Here is a 20,339-nt window from a genome sequence, read left to right on the forward strand (position 1 = left end):
GGTGCCTCGCGCCGCGTCTCGGGCGAAGAAGCCCAATCCCCTGAATCGCTTGGCGCCATCTATTCAACGAACACCTTCACGCTTGCCGCGCGTCCCACGGCGTCGATGACGGTGAGCGTCGAATAGCCGGCGCCGTCGGGCAGCCAGGTCGCAGTGCGGCGGCGGTCGATGCCGACGAGCGGCTTGCCATTGGCCAGCCAGCGGAACGGCGCGCGGCCGCCTTGCAGTTTCAGCACCAGCGGCGAGGCCTCGGCGGAATTGGTGGCGAGATCGACGCGGGCGCCGTTGGGCGGGAAAATGATCGTTGGCGCCGGTTCCGTCGGGCCTGCCTGCACCAGTCCGTCGGCGCCGGCGCCGAAGCGCGCCAATGTCACCGGCAGGTCTTCGCGCCTGGCCTTGACGACGCCGGCCGGCTGGCTGGGCAACGGGACGGCGGTCAGGCCTGAACGGACGAAGCCCTCGAACAGGATGGGGGCGGCCGAGACATAGCCGGACAGGCCGGGCACCGCACCGGCATCGGCGCGGCCGACCCACACACCCAGCACGTAGCGGCCGTCGAAGCCGACCGACCAGGCATCGCGATAGCCGTAGGACGTGCCGGTCTTGTAGGCGATGCCGCGCTGCAAGGCGCCCTCAGGCGGCTTTACGCCCGACAATATGTCGGTGATCTGCCAGTTCGCCTGGGCGTCGAGGATGGTGGCGGTGGCGCGCTCGTCGTTGGCCGGCTCGGTGCCGTCATGCAGCGTGTTTGCCTTGCCGCCATTGGCCAGGCCGGTATAGAGCTGGACGAGATCGCGCAGCGTTACGCCGACGCCTCCGAGGCCGATGGCGAGGCCCGGCGCCTCGTTGACCGGTAGCACCGGGCTGACGCCGGCCTGGCGGAAGCGCGCCATCAGCCGTGCCGGGCCGACCGAGTCGAGCACGCGGATCGCCGGAACGTTGAGCGACAGCTGCAGCGCCTGGCGGATCGAGACATCCCCCTGATAGCCCATGTCGAAATTCTTTGGCCGGTAGCCGCCGAAATCGACCGGACTGTCCTCGATCAGCATTTCCTGCGCCACCAGCCCCTGCTCGAAGGCGAGGCCATAGATGAACGGCTTCAGCGTCGAACCGGGCGAACGCACGATCCTGGTCATGTCGATCCAGCCGGAGCGGCTGGCATCGAAGAAATCGGCCGAGCCGACTTCGCCAAGAATGTCGCCGGTGCGTGCGTCCGCCATCACCATGGCGACCGACAGGCGCGGGCCAAGCTTGATCGCGGCATCGCGCGCCACCTGTTCCAGCCCTTGCTGGACGCTTTTGCGGATCGTAAGCTGCAGTGGCTTGCCGGGCACGGCCTTGGGCAGCATGGCGTAGGCGGCGTGCGGCGCCAGCGCCGGCAATTTGCGGCGCAGGCCCGAGACATCGTCGAGGGCGGCGCGCGCGGCCTCGCGCTCGCCAAGCAGGCCTGCCGAAACCATGCGGGTCAGCACGCGGTCGCGGGCGGCATGAGCGATGGTGAGATTGCGGTCGGGCCGGCGCTTTTCCGGCAATTGCGGCAGCGCAACCAGCAGGGCGGCTTCCGAGACCGTCAGCCGCTTCGGCTCCTTGCCGAAATAGGCGAGTGACGCGGCGCGCACGCCTTCGAGATTGCCGCCATAAGGCGCCAGCGTCAAATAGCGTTCGAGGATCTCCTGCTTAGACAGCCGCCGCTCGATCTGGATGGCACGCAGCATCTGCTTGATCTTCGAGCCGAGGCTGCGGTTTTCGCGTGGCTCGATCAGCCGGGCAAGCTGCATCGACAGGGTCGAGCCGCCGGAGACGATATGGCCGCTGGTGGCGAACTGGCCGGCGGCGCGCGCCAGCGCCAGCACATCGACGCCATCATGGTCCCAAAAGCGCTTGTCTTCATAGGTGACCAGCATGTCGACGAACTGCTTGTCGACCTGGTCGAGATGAGTGTCGAGCCGCCAGTAACCGTCCGGCGTGGCGAAGGCGCGCAACAGCTGGCCGTCGCGGTCCTGGACCTCGGTGGAGACGGTGAGCCTTCCGGGCAGCGGCGGCGGAAAAGCGCGGTCGAGTTCCCAGAGAGAAGCGGCAGCGATCGCCGCAAAGCCGACGAGGGAGGCGGCGGCGATGCCTGTTCGACGGAGAAATTTTCTGGAGAGCATGGTGGTGCCCTTCATCCGCCTGCCGGCTCCTTCTCTCCGCATAGCGGGGAGAAGGAGATGGTCGCGGACATCGGCGTGTTCATCTTCGTCAAGGCGCCTTACGGCGCCTTGATCTCCATCATGCCGGTGGCGGTGCGGGCCGAATATTGCGGCCGGTACATGTCCTCCACCGTGGCTGCCGGATGGGCATAGGTGCCCGGCGTTACCGCACGCACGACGTAGGCCAGCATGATGTTGCGGTCGCCATCGCCGTCATTGGGATTGAATGCCGCGACGAAACGGTCGTCGCGGAATTCGAGATGGGCTGCGTCCGTTTGCGCCAGCCAGGTGAAGTTCGACAATTGGGCGCTGGAGACAAGGCCCGGATTGTCGATCTCGAAGCCGGCCGGCAACAGGTCGGTGATCAGCAGGCGCGAAGGCCAGCGGTTCTGCTCGTAAACCTTGAGCACGACCACGTAGCGTTCGTTCTGCGTCGCCTCGGTGACGTTGGCTTCGGTGCCATCGAGCTTGTAGTAGGTGCGGTCGATGGTGAAGCCGTCGCCGCCGGCCGGCAAGGGCTCTACCGGCGAGGCGACCGTGGTGACGACCGCCTGCAGCGGCGTGGCGCCGGTGTTGGCGATGGTCAGCGGGCTGTCGGCAATGTCGGTGCCGCTGAGGTGGTTGGAATATCCACCTGCATGCGGCGCGCCGTTGACCGAGAGCGTGATCGAGTCGTTGCCCGACTTCAGCGCGCGGGCCGCCAGAAGCATCCAGGACTCGTCCTGCGTGCTGGTCCAGCGGGCATCGGCGCGTTCCCTTGCCACCAGCCGGATCAGCTCCGGCACGATGGTCGGCACCGGCTTCGATTCGGCGGCGAGCGCCAGGATCGCGGCGCCATCACGCAGCCGCGAGCCATAGTCGGACCGGTAGTAGTCGTATTCGGTGGTCGACTTGGCCAGTTGCAGCGCCGTCTGGAAGGTTGCTTCCGAACGCTGCGCGTCGCCGTAGAGCGCCAGGCTCGCCGCCAACTGGGCGACGGCCATCGGGCTCGAGAAGGCTTCGAGCTTGGTGTCGGCGTAGTAGCGCAGATCGCCGACCGAGGCCTTCTTGTTGCGGGCCAGAACATAGAGCGCGTAGGCGATTTCGCTGCCGCGATCCTGGACGTCCTGGTCGTAACCGACCGAGTTTTGCAGATTGCTCAGCGCCTGGCTCATCGCCAGGGCCGGCACGTCGTAGTTCTGCTCGCGCGCCCGGGTCAGGAAGTCGGTGACGTAAGAGTCGAGCCACAGATCGCCGGAGCCCGGACCCCACAGGCCGAAGCTGCCGGCCGAAGCCTGGTAGCTCAGCACCTTGTAGATGGCGGCCTGCACGCGGCCGTGCAGTTCGGGATCGCTTTGCATGCCAACGCCGGACGCCAGATCGTTGACGTAGAGAAGCGGCATGGCGCGGCTGGTGGTCTGCTCGGCGCAACCATAGGGGTAGCGGTCGAGCATCATCAGCAGTGACGGCACGTCGAAGGCCGCAGCCTGCGAAACGCCGACGCTGATCGAGGCGCCGTCGAGCAGGCTTGCCGCGAGCAGCTCCTTGTCGACGCGCAGCGAGCCGCCATTGCCCTTGAGGTCGACGACCAGACGGGTGGTGACCGGCAATTGCGCCGGACGCACCGGAACATACAGCGTCTGCTCGACGGCGGTGCCGTCGCCATGGGCGAGCTTGATGGTGATCGAGGCATTGCCCGCCGTCTGTGCAATCAGCGGCACGGTCAGCGTCTGGCGCTTGCCCTTGGCCAGCGTCAGCTTTTCGGGCAAGGGCTTGTCGCCGGTCGAGAGGTCGCCGGTCGTGGCGATCGACAGGGCATAGTCGCCCTCCGGACCGTCGGTGTCGGCGACGTCGAGCCGCATGATAGCTGCATCTCCAGGCGCCAGGAAGCGGGGCAGGCCGGCAGTGATCACCACCGGATCGCGCACGATGACATCGGTCGTGGCATGGCCGACGGCCTCCTTGGTCCAGGCGACGGCCATGACGCGCACGGTGCCGTTGAACTGCGGGATGTCGAAGTCGATCCTCGCCTTGCCGTCGGCGTCGAGCTGGACCGGGCCGGAGAAGAAGGCGACCAGCTTTTCGGTCGGCGGACTGCCTTGCGGCTGCATTGAGGCGCCGTCGCCGCCGGTCCTGAGCTTGCCGGTGGTGCCGAGGGAGCCGTCGATGAGACGGCCATAGATGTCGCGGACTTCGAGCCCGAGCATGCGCTGGCCGAAATACCAGCCCTCCGGATCCGGCGCCTTGTAGTTGGTGAGGTTCAAAATGCCGACATCGACGGCAGCGACCGTGACATAGGCATTGCTGCCCGGCGCTACGCCGGCGACCGAAACCGGGATCGACAGCTGCTGGCGCGGCATCGTCTTGTCCGGCGGCGTCAGGGTGACGGCGAGCTTTTTCGAGCCTGGGTCGACCGTCAGCCATTTTACGCCGATGGCGCGCGCCGGCATGCGGGTTTCCTGCGCATCGCCGGGCCGGAACAGGGTTGCGGTGATGTAGGCGCCGGCGCCCCAGTCGTCACCGACCGGGATGTCGACCGTGCTGCCGCCGGCCGGCATGGTTGCCGTGACGGTCTTGAGCAGCTTGTCGGCGCCAATGGTGACCAGCAGTTCGCCGGCAAAATGCGGCGACACTTTCAGCTTGGCCACGTCGCCGACGGCATAGCTGTCCTTGTCGAGAGCGATCTCGAGCCCATCAGGCGTTTCGGTGGAGGTCGAGGAGACATACCAGCCGGCGTCGAACTCATAGCTGGTCGCCGGGCCCTCGGGATCGGCAGTCTCGATCTCGAGCCGGTACTGGCCCCAGTCGACCGGCATCGTCACGGTCGCCTCGGCATCGGCGCTGAGATCGACCTGGCCGTTGGCGATCGACTTGGTGAAGGTGACCGGTTCGTAGTTCCACGAGTTGTTGTTGCGGTACCACTGGTAATTGCGTTCGACCTTGACCAGCGACCACTGCGCGCCCTTCAGCGTCTCGCGCTTGCCGTCGGGGTCGACCGCGATGAGGCTGAACTTGGCGGTGCCGCCCTGCGGCACCTCATTGTCGGCGAAATCCGGACGAATGCCGATCATGTGGCCTTGCGGGCGGATGCCGATGTTGAGCGAGCGTTCGATGGCGCGGCCGCCGGTTTCACGCATGCGAACCGTGACCTTGGCGTCGACCAGCTTGGTGGTCGCGGGCAACTGGTCGACCGTGACCGGGAAGGTCGCCTTGCCGTCGTCGCCGACCACCGGCAGACCGGTGAACGGGGTGACCGAAGGCTCGGCCGACTGCTCGTCGGCAAGGCCGAACGAATAGCCGGCGAAACGGTCCCAGTCGCGCGCCGTCGACAGCGTCAGCTCGCCTTCGAGCGCGAGGCCGGCGGCCGGCGCGCCATAGAGGAAGCGGCCGTCAATGTCGATGTTGGCGGTTTCGCCCTGGGCGATCTCCTGCTTGTCGGACTTCATGTCGAACTCGATGCGATCCGGCACGAAGTCTTCGACCAGGAACATCTGGCTGGAAACGGCCGCCTGCTTGGGATCGGTATAGATCGACACCGTCCAGGTGCCGCGCATGGCGTTGGCTTCCAGCGGCAGGTCGACGGCATAGCCGCCGGCCGAGACGCCATCGGCAACGATGCGGCGGTTCTCGACGCCGTCGGGACGGGTGAAGATGAAGGTCAGCGGCAGGTTTTCCACCGCTTTGGAGGCGCCGTCGCGGGCAAGGGCTGCGACATGCACATCCTCGCCGGCGCGGTAGATGCCGCGTTCGGTCCAGGCATAGACATCGAGCGCGCCCGGTGCGGCGCGTCCGGCGACGCCGCGATCGGACAGATCGAAGCCGGCGCGGCCCATGTCGAGGAAGACGAAATCGTTGTCGCCCTGCTTGGCCATCAGAACGGCCGGCACCATGCCGCCGTCGCCGCGCGTCAGGCCGGGGTTGAAGACAGCATGGCCTTCGGCGTCCGACGTGGCTGTGCCGAGGATTTCATTGTTCCTGGCCAGCAGCGTCAGTTCGGCGCCGGCGATCGGCTTGGCGGTTCCGAGCGAGCGGGCAAAGACATTGAGGCCATCCTGGCCGGTATAGGTCGACAGGCCGATGTCGGAGACGACGAACCACTGCGTGGCAAGCGAATTGTAATTGTCCTCGTCATTTTCATTTACCGCTTGCGCGGTCAGCACGTAGACGCCGGGCTTGCGCTGCGGCAAGGCTTCGTCGACCGGGAACGAAGTCGTGACGTCCTTGTTGAGGTCGTTGGCGATATCGAGCTGCCCCTGCCAGACCGGCTCACCCATCTGGTCGGAAATGCTGGAGATATCATAGCCGTCGAGCTGCTTCAGGAACTGATAGCCGGACAGAAGCTGCGCCAGCGAACGATCCCCGATGCGGTAGAGCTTCATCTGTGCGGCATTCATGTTGACGGTGACGACCGGGATGCCGCGGCGGGCGCCGGCGGGCAGCACGAAGCTGTCGCCGGTGAAGCGGGCGGACGGCGCGCGGTCCTGCACATAGATCGACAGCACGACCGGAGCGGCGGTGACCTCGCCAATGGCGGCCGGCAGACCGGCGCGGAAGGTCACTTCGTAATGTTGGCCGTGCTCCAGGCCTTCGACGCAGATCTGCTTGTCCTTGGCCTCGACGCCCTTGGGCGGCTGGTTGTCGACGGTGACGAACTGGGCGTAGTCGACGCCGGTCTTCACCAGCTCCTCGGAAAACTGCGCGCAAATGCGCGGCGCGCTGGTGTCGGCGTCGATCGAGTGATCGATGACGCGGAAGCCCTTGCGGGCCTTGAGATCCTCATATTCGGCCTTGACCGCCGGCGAACTGACCAGCGCGAGGCTGGCTTCATAAGCCTGCAGGGCCGGACGGTAGAGATCGCGGCGGTCGAGGCCGTTGCCGAGCAGCGCCAGCACTTCGGCGCGGGTCTTGGTGGTGCGCAGCAATTTGTAGGCGTTGATGGCGGCGGAGGTGCCTTTGACCGGCAGATTGTAGGATTCGGAGGTGCCGCTGGCCGGCTGTATGGCAAGCGTTTCACGCGCCAGACCGAGCCAAAGCTGGCCGTCGTCAGGCAGGACCGAGACCGCGGCCTCGTATTTGTTCATGGCCTGGCCATGGTCGCCGGTCAGTGCAGCCTGTTCGGCGGCGGCGCGGAGTGATTCCAGCCCGTCGGTCGGCTTGTCATAGGCCGGATCGGTCAGCTTGTTGCGGTATTGCTGGGCCTGGTCGGCCATCCAGTTGGGGAAGAAGGCGAGTTCCGGCGGGGCGCCGATATCGGGGTCGCCATCGACATTGACGACCTTGCCCGCGACCGCGCCGCTGAAGGGTTTCAACTGGTTATAGTCGGATTTTAGGAAGCACCATTTGGCCTTGTTGTTGTAAGTAAAGGCGCGGCAGGCGGGGTCGCCGAGGCATGTCGTCTTGCACTGATCGAGGCTGACATTCTGGTCCGATCTGAGATCGAAGCCGAAATAGTCGGAATTATTTGAGGTCACCACCCGGCGGGCTTCGGCCGCTTGCGCTACAGACCCCCAGGCGAAAATGAGAAGAATCAAGATCGACAGACCACGAGCCGCCGCGCGCATCGCCATAACACCCTCCAGACACTGCTACGTCCGCGGCATGTTCAAGCTTCAGTCAAGCTTGTCAACACGAGGACGGGCAGGTTTCCGCCCGCCAACGGTTCCCAAACCGGCCAATGACCGGTATGCCGATAGTTCATCCACGGGAAAGGGATCACGCTTTCTTGCGAAAACGCAGAAGGTGTGAATTCCAAGCCCTGCCTATTTCAGACAATTGGATTGTGGCCCCTTTACGAGCGCTTCAAAACTTCATTCCAATTTTAGTTTTGTAACCTAGGTTGTCCTGATGCCGGCGTATGAAGCGCAGATGTCGAAGGTAAGTGCGCCACGGCGCACGCTTTCGCGCGCGCTGATTGTGGCGTTGGCGTGCTCGAGCGTGCTCGTTGCCGAATCGGGGTCGGCGGCCGCCTTCGAGCTGTTCGGCATCAAATTGTGGGGCTCTTCGAATGACGAGGACGCCGATATCGTCGACCCGCTGCGCTATGCGGTGACCATCGAAGCGCCCGATGCCGACAAGGACCTGATCAAGAAGCTCGAAAACGCCTCGTCGCTGAAATCCGACGAGGACCGCCCGGTTTCCGGCTCGCTCGGCCTTTTGGCCAAGGCGCGTAGCGACCGCGAACAGCTGGTCGCCGCGCTTTATGCCGACGCCCGTTATGAAGGCGTCGTCACCATCACCATCCAGGGCAAGGCGCTGGACGATTTGCCGCCCGATGCCGAATTTACGGGTCCGCAGCCGATCCCGGTGGTGATCAGCATCTCGAGCGGGCCCAAATTCACGCTCGGCAATATTCGGCTGGAGGGCGATGCCGCCGGGCTGGCGAGCGCCGATTTCGGCCTGATAGCCGGCGGCGATGCCGGCTCGGGCGCCGTGCTCAAGGCCGAGGCGCTGATCGTGCGGGCGCTGAAGCAGGAGGGCCGGCCGCTGGCCCGGATCACCGACAGGCAGGTCGTGGCCGAGCACACCACCTCGACGCTAGACGTGACGCTGACGGTGGCCGCCGGGCCGGTTGCCGGTTATGGCGACACCACCGTCGATGGCACCGAGAAGGTCAATCGCGAGTTCACTGAATATATGACCGGGCTGAAACGCGGCCGGCAATATTCGCCCGACGAGATCGACGATGCCCGCGACCGGCTGCTGAGGCTCGAAGTGTTCAACAGCGTGACGCTGAAGGAAGCCGACAGTCTCGACGCCGACGGCAACATTCCGATCGGCGTTCAGGTCAGCGAGCGCAAACCACGCTATTTCGGCGTCGGCGGCACTTTCTCCAACACCGAAGGGCTAGGCCTGGAAGGCTATTGGGGCCACCGAAATCTGTTCGGCCGGGCCGAAAAGCTGCGCATCGAGGGCAAGATCAGCGGCATCGGCAGCAACGATCTCAGCGAGCTCAACTACAATGCCGGCATCATGTTCGAGAAGCCGGGCGTGATCGGGCCGGCTTCGAAATTCATCGCCAGCGTCAAGACCGTCCTCGAACATCCCGATGCCTACGACCATTTCTCGGTCAAGGGCAGCACCGGCCTGTCCTATGAGATCGACAAGAAGCAGACGGTTTCGGCTGAAATCGCGCTGGACTATTCCAGGATCACCGACGCCTTCGGCAAGCACAAATACCTGATCGCCAGCATTCCGCTGCAATATGTCTATGACAACAGGGACAACCGGCTCAACCCGACCAGCGGCTTCAGGGTTCTGGCCTATGCCGAACCGAGCTACGACATTCTGAGCGGCGCCGCCTTCCTCAAGCTCAGGGGCGAGGGGTCGGCCTATCAGTCGCTCGACACGGCCTCGAAATTCGTGCTTGCCGAACGCGTCGCGCTGGGTTCGATCGTCGGCACCGGCCTTCAGAACGTTCCAGCCGACAGGCGCTTCTATTCCGGCGGTGGCGGCTCGGTGCGGGGCTATGCCTATCAGGGCATCGGACCGAAGGACATCGACAACCAGCCGATCGGCGGGCTTTCCTTCTTCGAAACATCGGTCGAAATGCGCATTGCGCTGACCGACACGATCGGCATCGTGCCGTTCGTCGACGCTGGCACTGTCTCGACCACAGCGACGCCGGACTTTTCCGACGTGAAGGTCGGCGCGGGCGTTGGCCTGCGCTACATCACGCCGTTCGGGCCGCTGCGCATCGACGCCGCCGTGCCGCTCAACCGCGACCGTGGCGACCCGCGTTTCGGCATCTATGCCGGGATCGGACAGGCGTTCTGACGATGAAGATTTTGAAACGCATCCTTCGCCTGTTTTTCTACACGCTGCTGATCGTGGCGGCGGCGGGCATCGGCGCGTTGGTCGTGCTGACCAAAACCGAGCGCGGCCGCGAAAATCTCGCCGGCATCATCTCTGACATGGCCTCGTCAGGGGACAGCAAAGTCACGGTCAGCGGCATTAACGGTATCTGGTCCGGCGCGCTGACGGTCGACCATGTCGTGCTGGAAGACCGCGAGGGCGCCTGGCTGGTGGCCCGCAAGGTGGCCGTCGACTGGTCGCCGCTGGCGCTGTTGTCGAAGAATTTCAGCGCCGACCGCATAGCGGCCGAACGGATAGAACTGGCACGGCTGCCTGTGGCGAGCACCGAGCCGAGCAAGAGCGGGTCGACCGGCCTGCCGGTTTCGCTTGATATCAGAGCGATCGATTTGCCGGAGATCGCGCTCGGCCAGCAACTTGCCGGCAGCGGCATTGCCGAACTTGCGGCCAAGGGATCGGCCAAGGTCGATGCGTCGCCGCTGGCGATCCAGACGGTGCTCAACGTTACCCGCCATGACGGCAAGCAAGGCAATGTCGACGCCAACATCCACTTCGCGCCGGATGAAAACAAGCTCGACCTCGATCTCAAGGCTTCCGAGCCGGCCGGCGGCATCATCGCCAACCTGCTCAAGCTACCCGGCGCGCCGCCGGTCAACATCGTCGTCTCGGGCACCGGGCCGCTGGCCAACTGGAGCGGCATCGGCACCTTCATGGTCGACGGTCAGATCGTTACCCAGCTCACCGGCCGGCACCAGCTCACCGACAAGGGCAACCGGATCGAGGCCAAGGGCGACGGTTCGTTCGAAGGCTTCCTGCCGGAACGGTTCAAGTCGCTGTTTGCCGGCAAGACCAGCTTCGACCTAGCCGGCACCGCGACCGCGGCCGGCGGCGTCGACATCGAGCGCGCTGCGATCGAGAGCGACGCAGTTCATGGTACCGCTGCCGGCATGGTCGAGCCCAAGGGCGCCAGCGACCTTTCGGTCGAACTCGTGGCCAAAGCCAAGCCGGTCACGGTCAATGTCGGTACCCAGGCGCAGCCGATCATGGTGGCCATCAACAATGTGACCGCGCGCGCCTTCGGTGACGGCAAGGCGCCGATGATTGACGCCAGCGCTTCACTGGTCTCGGTGGTGGCGGGCGGCTCTCAGGTGAACAATCTGGATGCGAATATCCATTCCGACGGTTTCGACATCGAGAGCCGCAGCGGCCCGGTCAGTGTAAGTCTGGCGGCCGCCGGGCTGAAGACCGACGTGGCGACGCTGGCGCCGCTGATCACCGGCAAGCTGACGGCCTCTCTTGCCGGTTCGATCAGCAGGGACGAGATTTCGCTCGACGAAGGCACGCTGCGCAGCGATGCTCTCAATGCCGGGCTGACGGCTAAGGTGACGCTGGCCGATCTCGCCATGACGCTGAAGATGAATGCCGATGCTGTGTCGACGGCGCTGCCGCCGCAGATCAGTTCGCTGCTTGGCGAACGGGTCAAATTCTCGGCGACCGCGACGCGCGATCCGCAGGGCTCTTTCGCCGCCAACTCGATCGAACTCACTTCCGGTTCGCTGAGCGCCAGCGGCACCGCCAGCGCGCAAGGCAGCGATATCCAGGCCGACATCAAGGGCAAGCTCGGCGACGTCTCGGTGCTGTCTTCGCTCGTCGGCGTGCCGATCGCCGGCGGGGTCGATTTCGCGCTGACGGCAAGCGGCGCGCGCAACGCACCGGATTTCTCGGTTTCGGCCGACAGTGCCAGCCTGACGGCCTCCGGCCGCACCGTCAAGGACATCAAGCTGACCGCATCGGGCAAGGCCGACATTGTGAGCCCGGCCGCAGATGTCTCGCTGACCGGCGCGGTCGACGAACAGCCGCTCGCCATCAAGGCGGCGCTGGTGACGAGCGACGGCAAGCGCTCCATCAAGGGGCTCAGCGTAGCGCTGGGCGACAACAAGGTGTCGGGCGACCTCGCGCTCGATGAAAAATTCCTGCCGCTGGGGACGCTGACGATCTCCGCCCCCGACATCGCGCCGCTGGCGTCGCTGGCCGGGCAGACGGTGGCCGGCGATATCGGCGGCACCGTGGTGTTCTCCAAAGACGGCGAGGCGCCCACCGTCACCATCAATGCAGCCAGCGTGTCGATCGCGCGCGGTGATGTGGCAGCCAAGGCAGTCACCGTCAGCGCACTGATCGCCAACTATCTCAACAGCCCTGCGATCTCCGGCACGATCAAGGCCGACAGCGTGATCTCGGGAACGACCGTCGTCAGCGGCATCGGCGTCGACCTCAAGCGTGACGGCGACTGGACGAATTTCACCGGCGGAGCAACCATATCAGGCATTCCGGCGACAGCTGCCGGGCGGGCGAAGATTGCCGGCGGCGCGACCAGCGTCGAGATCGCGTCCGGCGAGGCGACGGTGCGCGGCATCAAGGTGGCGATCGCCGAGCCGTCGAGCCTGACCATTGCCGATGGCATAACCAACATTCAAAGGCTGGTAGTCGATCTCGGCGGCGGCTCGGTGACGCTGTCGGGCACGGCGGGCCAGACGCTCGATCTGGCGGCGACCTTCTCGGCGCTGCCGGCTGCGCTTGCCAATGGCTTTTCGCCCCGCCTCGATGCCGCGGGCACGCTCGACGGCACGGCGCAAATCACCGGGCCGTCAGCAAATCCCGACATTCGCTTTAATACAAAACTGGCCGGCGCCGAGACCAGCCAGACCCGTCAGGCCGGGCTCGGACCGCTCGATGTCGATGCGGCCGGCAGCTATTCGACGGCCGGCGGCATCGTGCTGGATCAGGCGACGCTGTCGGGCCAAAAAATCTCCGGCAAGGCAGCCGGCACCGTCAACCCGAACGGCGCCAGCGATTTCGCGCTCGATCTGACATCGTCCGGTCCGAGCCTGCCGTTGACGCTGGGCAGCGCGGAAAGCCCGATCAAGCTCGAATTGCAGGCGCTGTCGGTGAAGGCGGCCGGGCAGGCTGCGCAAGCCAAGCTCGACATCTCGGCGGTACTGCCTTCGGTGGCGACGGATGACGCCAAGGTCGAGGGCATTGCGCTTGCGCTGCATTCCGATGCATTTGATATGAAAAGCCGAACCGGTCCGATCTCGGGCACGGTGACGGCGGACAAGATCGGTCTGGACAATCCGACCATCGCGCCGCTGATCGCCGGCAAGATCACCGCCAAGATCGCCGGCACCCTGGCGGCGGACGCGATCACCATCGACAGCGGCTCGGTGCAGGCCGATGCGCTGGGCAGTGCCTTCAATGGCCGTGTCGGCTTTGCCGATGGAGCAATCGACCTCAACCTCAACGCCGACGTGCTGTCCGCGGCATTGCCGGCTGCGGCGCGCGGCGTGCTGGCAGAGCGCACGCAGCTCAGCGCCACGCTGAAGCGGGATGCCAATGGCAATGTCAGCGCCAATCCGGTCAGACTGGCGTCGGGCGCACTGACCGCGGACTGTCAGGCCAGTCTCGCCGACAACAAGCTCAGCGCAGATATCAAGGGTGCACTGGCCGACATCTCACTGTTGTCGAAAGATGCCAAAGGCGCGATCAGCTTTGCACTCAACGCGCAGGGGCCCAGCCTGGCGCCGGACCTGTCGCTGACGGTCAACAGCGACCGGCTGCTGGTGGCGGAACGCGAAATCACCGGGTTGAAGCTGACCGCCACCGGCAAGGCCGATGCCGCCAATCCGGCGGCCAATGTGCAACTGACCGGCAATGTCGCTGGACAGGCGCTGCAAGGTAGCGCGGTGCTGGCGACGGCGGACGGCAAGAGCGCCATCAACGGCCTGCTGCTGTCACTCGGCAAGAACAGGATTTCCGGCGACCTTGCGCTCGACGAGGCTTTCGTGCCGGTCGGCACCATCGCGCTCGACCTGCCCGATATCGGACCGCTGGCGGCGCTGGCGCTGGAAAAGGCCGAAGGCGATGTGCGCGGCACTATTGCATTCTCCAAGACCGCGGATGGCCCGAACGTCGCCGTCAAGGCTGCGACCGCTTCGATCACGCGCGGCGACCTGCAGGCGAAGACGGTGTCGATCGATGCGCTGGTCGCCAACTATCTCGCCGCGCCGGTCATCTCGGGCAAGATTCGCGCCGACAGCGTCATTTCCGGCGGCACCGCCATCAGCGGCATCGATGTCGATTTGAAGCGCGACGGCGACTGGACCGGGTTTTCCGGCGGCGCCACCGTCAAGGGCATTCCGGCGAGGGCTGCGGGCAGGGTAAAGGTGGCTGGCGGCACCACCACCATCGAACTCGCTTCCGGCCAGGCCACGGTGCAGGGCATCAAGGCGGCCATCGCCCAGGCCTCGACCGTCAGCATCGCCAACGGCACCACGACGCTGGACAAGCTGGTGCTCAATCTCGGTGGCGGCACGGCGACGGTGACCGGCAAGGTCGGGCAGGCACTCGACATCAGTGCCGCGCTGTCGAAGGTGCCGGCTTCGCTGGCCAACAGTTTTTCGCCGGGCCTCCAGGCCGCCGGTTCGATTTCGGGAACAGTCAAGGTAACCGGCGCGCCGGGCAATCCGACTGTCGCTTTCGATATCGATGCTGGTGGGGTGCAGACCTCGCAGACGCGCAGCGCCGGTCTTGGCGGCATGAATATCTCTTCGTCGGGAACATTCGCCGGCAAGAAGCTCACCTTCAACGCCGACATCAGCGACGGCGCCGGGCTTGGCCTCAAGGGCGGCGGTACGGTGACGACGGCCGGCACACCAGCGCTGGTGCTCGACTTCAACGGCAAGGTGCCATTTTCCTTCCTGGCCGCCAAGCTTGCGGCGCAAGGGCTGTCGCTCAGCGGCACCGCCAACGTCAATATCCAGATGCGCGGCCCGGCGGCGTCGCCGGTGATCGGCGGCACGGTCAGCACGTCGGGCGCCCGCCTGGTCGACGCGCGTTCCGGTCTTGCCGTCAATGACATTGCCGCCGACATTTCGATCGGCAACGGCGTTGCCCGGATCAACCGGCTGACCGGCACGCTATCGACACGCGGCAGCCTGTCGGCCTCCGGCACCCTCGGCATCAATCCGGCGCAAGGTTTCCCAGCCGATTTGTCGATCAAGCTGGTCGACGGCCGCTATACCGACGGCAGGGTGGTGACAGCCAATCTCGGCGGCGACCTGACCATCAAGGGGCCGCTCACCTCGGCGCCGGTGATTTCGGGCACCGTCAACCTGGCCAAGACCGTCATCACCGTTCCCGATAAGCTGCCGGGCTCGCTGGCAGCGCTCGGTGTCAAGCACAAGAACGCGCCCGCCTCCGTGCGGGCGCAGGACAAGGCCTTGCGACCGGCGGCGGCCAGCGGTGGTGGCGGCAGTGGGCTTGTCCTCGACGTCACGGTCAATGCGCCGAACCAGATCTTCATCCAGGGCAGGGGCGTCGATGCCGAGTTCGGCGGTTCGCTAAGGCTGACCGGCCCGGCGGCTTCGCCGCAGGCGGTCGGCACCTTCACCTTGCAGCGTGGGCGGCTGTCGATTCTCGGCAAGCGGCTGACCTTTACCGAAGGCACGGTCGGCTTTTCGGGCTCGCTGGTGCCCTACCTCAACTTGACCGCGACATCGACCACGACCAGCGCCACCGTCACCATCGTCGTCTCGGGCGAAGCGACCAATCCGAAATTCGACTTCTCCTCGGTGCCGGCGCTGCCCGAGGACGAGGTGCTGGCGCAGCTGATTTTCGGCCGCTCTATGTCGAACCTGTCGCCGCTTCAGATCGCGCAGCTGGCCGAGGCCGCCGGCCAACTGGCCGGCGTCGGCGGCTCGACCTCGCTGCTCGAAAACCTGCGCAGTGCAATCGGCGTCGATGACCTGGATGTGACCACCGATGACCAGGGCGGCACCGCCGTGTCGGCGGGCAAGTACCTCAATGACCGCACCTATGTGACGATCCAGAAAGGCGACAGGCCAGGATCGGGCAAGGCGACGATCGACCTCAATGTCGGACGCGGCGTCAAGCTGCGCGGCGAGGCCAACGATGGCGGTGAGGCCAAGGGCGGCATATTCTACGAAAAGGAATATTGAGTTCCTGGCCCTTACCGCCGCCGGAAATGGCGCTGTCTCAACCAGCCCAAAATGTATCAATTACTCGCCTAAGCAGATTCCGGCGGAATCTGGGCGCGCTAGCACTTTTGCGCCAAGTCTGTCGTTATCACGCGAACCGCTCCCTTTTCAAAGTTGCACATTCCCTAACAGGTTCCGTAGCCATGCCGTCTTTGACATCACGGCAGGGATGCGGAATGTTAAAAGGCGGAAAGCCAACAATGGGAGTTAAGGTATGACAAATTACAAGAGTAATGGCGATCGCGTTCCCGATCACATCCTGGCCATGGCCGAAGAAGCCAAGGCAGGCAAAGTCGATCGCCGCGAGTTCCTCGCCATGGCCAGCGTGTTCGGCGCGTCGACTGCGATGGCCTACGGCATGCTCGGCGTAGCCGTGCCGACCCAAGCCAGGGCCGAAGAGGTGCAGGGCAAGAAGGGCGGCATCCTGAAAGTCGCGCAATGGGTCAAGGATCCCAAGGATCCACGCAAGGCCGATTGGTCGGAAATCGCCAATGCCGAGCGCCAGGCGCTTGAGCCGCTGGTCAAGTACACCAGCGAATACACGTTCCGCCCGTACCTTCTGGAGAGCTGGGAGGTCAACGACGACGCCACCGAGTACACGCTGCATGTGCGCAAGGGTGTGACCTGGTCGAATGGCGATGCCTTCACCGCCGATGACGTCATCTTCAATCTCAAGCGCTGGGCCGACAAGAAGGCCGAGGGCAATTCGATGCCTGGCCGTCTCGGCACGCTGGTCAAGGACGACAAACTCGACGAAAGCGCCGTGACCAAGGTTGACGACCACACCGTCAAGCTGAAGCTCGGCAAGGCCGACATCGCGCTCATTCCGAACATGTGCGACTATCCCGGCCTCATCGTGCACAAGAGCTTCGACGAGAAGGGCGGCGACTTCAAAGCCTGCCCGATCGGTACCGGCCCGTTCGAGCTCGTCTCCTACGATGTCGGCCAGAAGGTGGTCTACAAGCGCCGCGAGGATAACAAGTGGTGGGACGGCGAGGTGTTCCTCGACGGCATCGAATTCGTCGACTACGGCACCGATCCGGCAGCCATGGTCAGTGCCTTCGAGGCCGGCGAAGTCCATACCAATTTCGAGACCTCGGCCGACTATGTGTCGATCCTCGACGGACTGGACCTGGTCAAGTCCGAAATCGTCACCGCCTCGACCATCGTGTGCCGCACCAACATCAACAACAAGCCTTACGGCGATCAGAAGGTGCGTAACGCGCTGCAACTGGCGGTCGACAACAATGTCGTCCTGCAGCTTGGCTACGGGAATGCCGGCACGGTGGCTGAAAACCACCATGTCTGCCAAATCCACCCGGAATATTACGAGCTGCCCAAAGTCGCTCGCGATCCGGCCAAGGCCAAGGCGCTTATGGCGGAAGCCGGCCAGGCCGACTTCGAGCACGAGCTGATCACGGTCGACGAAGACTGGCACAAGAATACCGGCGACGCCATCGCCGCGCAGATGCGCGACGCCGGCCTCAAGGTAAAGCGCACGGTGCTGCCGGGCTCGACGTTCTGGAACGACTGGACCAAGTATCCGCTGTCCATGACCAACTGGAACATGCGCCCGCTCGGCGTCCAGGTTCTGGCGATCGGCTACCGCACCGGCGAGGCGTGGAACGAGTCGGCCTATTCCAACCCCGAATGGGATGCCAAGCTCAATGCAGCATTGGCCGTTGCCGATGCGGCCAAGCGCAAGGAGATGATGAAGGACATCGAGCAGATCCTGCAGGATTCCGGCATCATGATCCAGCCATACTGGCGCAAGCTCTACAGCCACTCGGTCAAGGCGGTGCAGAATTACAAGATGCATCCGACCTTCGAGCGCGACTACGGCAAGGTCTGGCTCGACCAGGCGTGATTGGAACGTCAGGGAAGGGGCGCTTCGCTCCTTCCCGTCACGCCTCGCATGGCCCAGAACCGGAAGCCGCCGCAGCAAAAAGTTGCGGACTCTCCTGAAAGACCGTTCAATAAAACTGGGTTGATTGCATCCGAGTGCCGATTTGACGGCCAACTCTGCCGGCAACGGCAAAGCTGGTTTTTCGAACTGGCTCCAACCCCAACCAGACCGGCAGGGGACCGCCATGCTTTCTTTCGTAATCCGGCGTCTCGGCACCATGGCATTGACGATGCTGTGCCTGACGATGATCGTCTTCTTCCTGATCAACCTCGAGCCGAATTTGAAGAAGCTGGCGATCAGCCAGACCGAAATGCACACATCGGCCGAACAGCTCGAAAGCTGGCTGGTCAACCATGGCTACCGGCAGAACTTCTTCGTGCGCTACGGGCAATGGCTGGGCGTCGTCCCGAAGCAACCGGTGACCGATCCGGCGACCGGCAAGCCGACGCAGCGTTTCTCCTTCTGCAACGATCCGCTGGAGCCGAAATTCTCCGGCATCCTGGAAGGTGATTTCGGCTGCTCGACCAAGTTCAAAACCTCCGTTGCGTCAAAGCTCTTCCCCGCACTCGCCGCCACCGGTATCCTGATGCTCTGTGTGCTGTTGGTGATGGTGCCAATTTCGCTGCTGATCGGCATCCTGGCCGGCATGCGCGAGGGCTCGCGAACGGACCGAACGCTGTCCGTCGCATCGATCGCGTCGACGGCGACGCCCGAATATGTGTCCGGCGTCATCTTCACCGTCATCTTCGCCTCCTGGCTCGGCTGGCTGAACGGTTCGGCCGCCTCGGCAAGCCAGGGCATCACCTTCTACAATTTCACCCTGCCGGTGATGACGCTGGCGATCTACGGCATCGGCTACATCGCCCGCATGACACGCGCCTCGATGGTCGAGGTGATGACGCAGCAATATATCCGCACCGCCCGGCTGAAAGGGCTTTCCTTCGGCAGCGTCGTCGTCAAGCACGCGCTGCGCAATGCGCTGATCGCGCCCTTCACCGTCATCATGCTGCAATTTCCCTGGCTGCTTACCGGCGTCGTCATCGTCGAGGTGATGTTCCGCTACCAGGGCTTTGGCTACACGCTGGTCGAGGCCGCCGGCAACAACGACATCGATCTGCTGCTTGGCTGTTCACTGGTGTCGGTGTTCATCGTGCTGATCACGCAGCTCATCTCGGATGTCGGCTACGCGTTCCTCAATCCGCGTATCAGAGTTCAATAGGGGGCTGGGGCAGATGCAGGTCGAATATATCGGTGCCTTCAATGTCGTGCTCGGCGTGATTGGGCGTTTCTGGCCGGTCTGGTTAGGGCTTGCCCTGGTGATGGGGGTGAGCTTCACCTACAAGAAAAGGCTCGGCCTCTACGGCCAGTTGTTCGATAGCGGCGTCGGCATAGTCGGTGTCGGCATCTGCCTGTTCTGGCTGTTCACGGCAATCTTCGCGTCGACCGTCGCGCCCTTCGATCCGCTCGCCCAGGTCCCGATCATGAAGGATGCGCTGCCGGGCGCGCTCGAGCCGGTATCGAAACTCATCTACTATTTCGGCGGCGACAAGCTCGCCCGCGACGTCTTTTCGCGCATGGTCTATGGCAGCCAGATCGTGCTGATCATCGCGCCGGCGGCGACCGGTTTCGCGCTGATGGTCGGCATCACGCTCGGTCTGCCCGCCGGTTACTATGGCGGCCGGATCGACACCGTGCTGTCGTTCCTAGCCAATCTGGTGCTGGCCTTCCCGGTGATCCTGCTGTTTTACCTGCTGGTGACGCCGGGCATCATGGATACGCCGATCCCCTACGCCATGGCCGGGCTGTTCTTCCTGTTCCCGATCATCTTCTTTTCGGTGCTGTTCTGGACCCGCTACAAGAACCGGCCGGACCGCCTCTATATATTGCTCGGGCTGACGCTGATCATCGGCGGCTGGGTCTATGCCGGCCTGGTGTTCGACGCCGATCCGTTCAAGATCATCCACATCGATCCCAACCAGCTCAACATCTTCGTGGCGGTGGTGTTCGCCTCCAGCCCCGGCGTGTTCCGCATCGTGCGCGGCCTGGTGATGGACATCAAGACGCGCGACTATGTGGCGGCGGCGCAGACGCGCGGTGAATCGCCTTGGTACATCATGCTGTGGGAGATCCTGCCCAATGCGCGCGGACCGCTGATCGTCGATGCCTGCCTGCGCATCGGCTACACCACGATCCTGCTCGGCACGCTCGGCTATTTCGGGCTGGGCCTGGCGCCGGAGAGCCCGGATTGGGGCACCGCGATCAAGGACGCCAGCCGCCTGCTGCGCTCGTTCATCCACCCGGCGCTGCCGCCGACAATCGCGCTGATGTCGTTCGTGCTGGGCTTGAACCTGCTTGCCGACTCGCTGCGCGAACAATCGATGAAAGACTGATCTGCGGGTCCCG

At 64.4% G+C, this 20,339-nt stretch carries 7 protein-coding genes; 5 read left to right on the forward strand and 2 right to left on the reverse strand.

The genetic code is table 11. The features are described from left to right. Window positions 1–59 precede the first annotated feature (59 nt). Both pbpC and NKK50_RS01350 read right to left on the reverse strand, forming a co-directional pair. Window positions 60–2,165 carry a penicillin-binding protein 1C gene (gene pbpC / locus NKK50_RS01345; protein ID WP_031197935.1) on the reverse strand — a complete coding sequence of 702 codons (2,106 nt, stop codon included), beginning with the start codon at window positions 2,163–2,165 and terminating at the stop codon, window positions 60–62. A gap of 83 nt (window positions 2,166–2,248) precedes the next feature. Then, a complete protein-coding gene (locus NKK50_RS01350; protein ID WP_352543032.1) occupies window positions 2,249–7,735 on the reverse strand; it encodes an alpha-2-macroglobulin family protein in 5,487 nt (1,828 codons plus the stop codon). 277 nt (window positions 7,736–8,012) lie between these two features. Here NKK50_RS01350 and NKK50_RS01355 point away from each other — a divergent pair, with 277 nt between their 5' ends. From NKK50_RS01355 to NKK50_RS01375, 5 genes are all read left to right on the forward strand, one after another. Beyond that, window positions 8,013–9,941 carry an autotransporter assembly complex protein TamA gene (locus NKK50_RS01355; protein ID WP_352543033.1) on the forward strand — a complete coding sequence of 643 codons (1,929 nt, stop codon included), beginning with the start codon at window positions 8,013–8,015 and terminating at the stop codon, window positions 9,939–9,941. Window positions 9,942–9,943: 2 nt separating this feature from the next. Further along, on the forward strand, window positions 9,944–15,991 hold the full coding sequence (locus tag NKK50_RS01360) for a translocation/assembly module TamB domain-containing protein (RefSeq protein WP_023833930.1): 6,048 nt from the start codon (window positions 9,944–9,946) through the stop codon (window positions 15,989–15,991). 253 nt (window positions 15,992–16,244) lie between these two features. Then, window positions 16,245–17,897 (forward strand): ABC transporter substrate-binding protein, encoded by a 1,653-nt coding sequence (locus tag NKK50_RS01365; protein WP_023668187.1) that lies wholly within the window; start codon window positions 16,245–16,247, stop codon window positions 17,895–17,897. Between the two features lie 223 nt (window positions 17,898–18,120). After that, on the forward strand, window positions 18,121–19,155 hold the full coding sequence (locus tag NKK50_RS01370; RefSeq protein WP_023668188.1) for an ABC transporter permease: 1,035 nt from the start codon (window positions 18,121–18,123) through the stop codon (window positions 19,153–19,155). Between the two features lie 13 nt (window positions 19,156–19,168). Further along, window positions 19,169–20,326 (forward strand): ABC transporter permease, encoded by a 1,158-nt coding sequence (locus tag NKK50_RS01375; RefSeq protein WP_023690814.1) that lies wholly within the window; start codon window positions 19,169–19,171, stop codon window positions 20,324–20,326. Window positions 20,327–20,339 lie beyond the last annotated feature (13 nt).

This window comes from Mesorhizobium sp. M0001 (genome assembly GCF_040324255.1).
In the GTDB taxonomy this organism is placed as follows: domain Bacteria; phylum Pseudomonadota; class Alphaproteobacteria; order Rhizobiales; family Rhizobiaceae; genus Mesorhizobium.

Excerpts from the sequence above, each read along its gene's own strand:
- pbpC (WP_031197935.1), bottom strand. The coding sequence starts at position 2,165 with ATGAAGGGCACCACCATGCTCTCCAGAAAATTTCTCCGTCGAACAGGC.
- NKK50_RS01350 (WP_352543032.1), bottom strand. The coding sequence starts at position 7,735 with ATGGCGATGCGCGCGGCGGCTCGTGGTCTGTCGATCTTGATTCTTCTC.
- NKK50_RS01355 (WP_352543033.1), top strand. The coding sequence starts at position 8,013 with ATGCCGGCGTATGAAGCGCAGATGTCGAAGGTAAGTGCGCCACGGCGC.
- NKK50_RS01360 (WP_023833930.1), top strand. The coding sequence starts at position 9,944 with ATGAAGATTTTGAAACGCATCCTTCGCCTGTTTTTCTACACGCTGCTG.
- NKK50_RS01365 (WP_023668187.1), top strand. The coding sequence starts at position 16,245 with ATGACAAATTACAAGAGTAATGGCGATCGCGTTCCCGATCACATCCTG.
- NKK50_RS01370 (WP_023668188.1), top strand. The coding sequence starts at position 18,121 with ATGCTTTCTTTCGTAATCCGGCGTCTCGGCACCATGGCATTGACGATG.
- NKK50_RS01375 (WP_023690814.1), top strand. The coding sequence starts at position 19,169 with ATGCAGGTCGAATATATCGGTGCCTTCAATGTCGTGCTCGGCGTGATT.